General features: G+C 56.8%; 3 protein-coding genes. 2 read left to right on the top strand and 1 reads right to left on the bottom strand.

Translation table 11 applies throughout. The features are described from left to right. Positions 1–193 precede the first annotated feature (193 nt). The gene (locus ACXWUF_RS20625; protein ID WP_458498075.1) at positions 194–1,456 is read right to left on the bottom strand and encodes an HD-GYP domain-containing protein; all 1,263 of its coding nucleotides are present in this window, start codon (positions 1,454–1,456) and stop codon (positions 194–196) included. 200 nt (positions 1,457–1,656) lie between these two features. Here ACXWUF_RS20625 and ACXWUF_RS20620 point away from each other — a divergent pair, with 200 nt between their 5' ends. After that, entirely contained in the window at positions 1,657–2,082 is a 426-nt protein-coding gene (locus ACXWUF_RS20620) for a very short patch repair endonuclease (protein ID WP_458498074.1), read from the top strand. Between the two features lie 126 nt (positions 2,083–2,208). Beyond that, positions 2,209–3,456, top strand: a complete 1,248-nt coding sequence (locus tag ACXWUF_RS20615; RefSeq protein WP_458498073.1) for an HAD-IIIC family phosphatase — start codon at positions 2,209–2,211, stop codon at positions 3,454–3,456. The last annotated feature ends 43 nt before the right edge of the window (positions 3,457–3,499 follow it).

The raw sequence follows: 3,499 nt of genomic DNA, 5'->3' as shown, positions 1-3,499 counted from the left end.
AACGGGGAAAAATAGCGCGGGATGGCTGGGACGCGCAGGGCAACCGCCGCCGCGACTGCGCGAAACAGGAAGCCCTGCTGGACATGGGCTGGCGGTTCCTGGTGGTGCGGGAATGCGAACTGCGGGACATCCCCAATCTGGTGGATAAGTTGCGGATGTTTCTGGCGGAGGATACGTGACGATTCGGCGCCAGTCACCAAACGGGCCGGTTAATGAAATTCTGGAAGCTCCGCAGGTCAATCCCAAAGGCGTCGGGGCGGTGTTGCTTCCAAATGGCGTAGGGTTTTCCCTGATCGTCGAATGGCCGCTCGGCGAGGTCCACCAGCTTCTCCGGGATGGGCCGCTTGTCCTTATCCCGGCAAACAATGATCCGAGGCCGCAATTGATACATGGGATTGTGCTCGATGACCACCGCGATCTCCCCAGAACTCAGCTCGACCACGCTGCCCGATGGATAAACCCCCAGGCAGGCAATAAACGCCGTCGCCAAATTAGGGTCTATCTTTTCCTTGAACTGCTTTTGCAATATCCCGACCGCCTCCAAATGTGGCCGTCCCTGCCGGTAAACCCGGTCGCTGGTAATCGCGTCATACTTATCCACCACCGCCACAATCTTGGTTAACAAATTGGTCTGGTGGCCCGCCAAACCACGGGGATAACCCGTGCCATCCATGTTTTCATGGTGCCCGTAAGCCACATCCACGGTCCCATTAAAAACATTCCGGCCCGACGACAGAATCTCCCTGCCATGCACGGTATGGGACTGCATGACAGCGAGTTCATCGTCCTCAAGACGCGCCTCCTTATTGAGTATCTCCACAGGCACCCGAATCTTGCCCATGTCGTGCAGCAGGCCACATAGCCCCGCGTCCTCCAAGTCCGGTGACTTAAGCCCGATATGGCGACCCAGCAGCACCGAATAGACACAGACATTAAACGAATGCTGGCTGGTATATTCATCCTTATTCTTGATCTGGGTCAGGAGCATTATGGCTTCGGAGTTCCTCAAAATACTGGACACGCACTCCGATACCGCCGACCTGGCAAGCTGGATGTCCACGCTCCTGCCATGCTGGATATCGTCAATAAACGTACTGATTAGGCTTGAGGTTTGGTTCTGTACCGCCTTGGCCTTGCCCATTTCTTGATGTATCGGTGCCGTGGAATTCGGCACGTAAGCGTAAGAGGCGGGGCCACGGGTGGCAGTGGGCCGGAAATTCTCCAGGGGATCGAGCCTGCGGGTGCGGATCATATCCACATACACATACTCGCAAACCCCCTGGACCGCCACGATGTCGTCCCTTGTTTTCACCTCGAATCCTTGCAGCAAGAATGGTGTGCCCAGCCAGGGGCGGTCCAGCTCGCTGATGAACATCCCAATGCGCAGATCGCTCGCTGGAACTTTGACCGTTTCCCATTCAACCACCTTCCTGTCCGCAGGACGCTTTTGAGTCATGGCTACACTCCGCGAATACCCGACCGATCATTGAAGCAGAATCGTTAGCGCAAAATTACAATAATGTCAATTGTGCCGACAAGTTAGTCGAATAATCAGCCACGCCCAGCCATCGTTTCGCCGCCCTCGGGCCAAGCCCAAAACCACAGGGCAATCGCCAAAAACTTGGGCGTCGACCCCCGACCCTTTTACAATGGCTTATGGCCGATCCCCTCAGCGCCGCCCAGCGCAGCGAACTCATGTCCCGCATCCGCGCCAAGGACACCCGCCCGGAGCTGACGGTGCGGCGGCTCGTGCATCGCATGGGCTTACGCTTCCGGCTGCATGTGCGGAACCTGCCCGGCTGCCCCGACTTGGTGTTTCCGCGCCTCCGCAAAGTCGTGTTCGTGCATGGCTGCTTCTGGCATCGACACCCCAACCCGGAATGCAAGCTGACGCGGCTGCCGAAGTCCCGCGCAGAATTCTGGCGGCGCAAGCTGGAAGGCAACCGGCACCGCGACCGGGTAAAACAAGAAGCCCTGCTGGACCTGGGCTGGCGCTTCCTCGTGATATGGGAATGCGAATTGCGGGATATTCCAAATCTGGTGGATAAACTGCGGATGTTTCTGGTGGAGGACGAGGAATGACACGCGGGCCAGGCTTCGCCTATTGAATGCCCGCGCCGAAAAATTAGGGGTAGAAAATTAAACCCATTGCCTATAATCCCTGAACGCATCCGCGCTTCCCGATGCCGCACACCTTGGTGGAATCGAATGAAAAAAGACTATTCCGGGCACGCCGATAACAATCACTTTGAGAATCATAGAAACCATCTATACCTCACCCCTCTGGAATTGCGCCGCACCGAAACCCCTTTGCGGCGGGTGCTGATTGTTGGCTCCTGCTTCGCCGATTCCTGGCTATTCCACCACCACAATGCCCACGGCATCCCCGTGGATTACGTGGTGCATAACGCCGCCGCGCAATTGCCCGACCGACCGCCCCACGCACAGGTGGAGGAATACGATTTCATGATCGTGCAACTGGGGCTGCGGTTCATCCTCCACGATGTCGACTTACCCAGGATTGATCCGGGCGATGAAAATGCCTTGGAGGCGTTTTTCAATGAGGCTTATGACCGGCTGAGAACCAATCTTGGAAAAGCGATGGAATGGTCGAGTAAATTCGAACTACCGACCTTCGTCGCGAACTTCTTCGTCCCCCAAGCCAACGCCCTGGGGCGGTTAATGCCGCGTTATTCCCTGTCGAATCCGGTGCATTTCGTGGAGCGCTTGAACCGGGCGCTCTATGACTTGATTACCCAATACGATAGCGTCCATTTGTTGGATATAGATCAAGTAGCGTCGGTCTTCGGAAAGCGCTTGATTCAAGAAGATGCCTTGCTATGGAATAGCTTCGGTGGACTGTGGCCCGGCTATATGGCCGATACCTCCCGGCTGGACCCCGTGCCCCCCCTCCATGAGCATTATGCCATCGACCCCAATCTATTCCGGCACGCCTTATGGGACACCGTGGTTTCCATGTACCGGACAATGCGCCAAATTGACGCGGTGAAACTGGTCGCGGTCAATTTGGACAATACCCTTTGGATGGGCGTCGCCGCCGAGGAATCGGTGGGTCCGCACCTGCTGGAAAACTGGTTCCTGGGGATTATCGAGGCGCTGCTCTATTTGAAGCAACGGGGCATCCTGCTGGCGATTATCAGCAGGAATGACGAGGCGTATATCCGCTCCATCTGGGATAAGATCATGACGGGGCGCCTGCATTTGAATGATTTTGCGGCTGTCCGCATTAACCGGCAATCCAAGCCGGACAATATGCGGGAGATTCTCGACCAATTAAACCTGCCGCCCGGCCAAGCGGTATTCATTGATGACAGCCCCGCCGAGCGGGTCGCCATGCGGGCGGCATTCCCGGACATCCGGGTATTGGGCCGGGACTCTTATTACTTGCGACGGATATTGTTATGGTCGGCGGAAACCCAGGCGGCGGCGATTTAAGCGGGTCTGGATTTCGTCCGCCTCGCCCTCGCGAGATAGTGGG

The sequence above is a fragment of the Methylomagnum sp. genome, assembly GCF_054333355.1.
This window is presented reverse-complemented; position numbering and strand designations above follow the sequence as displayed.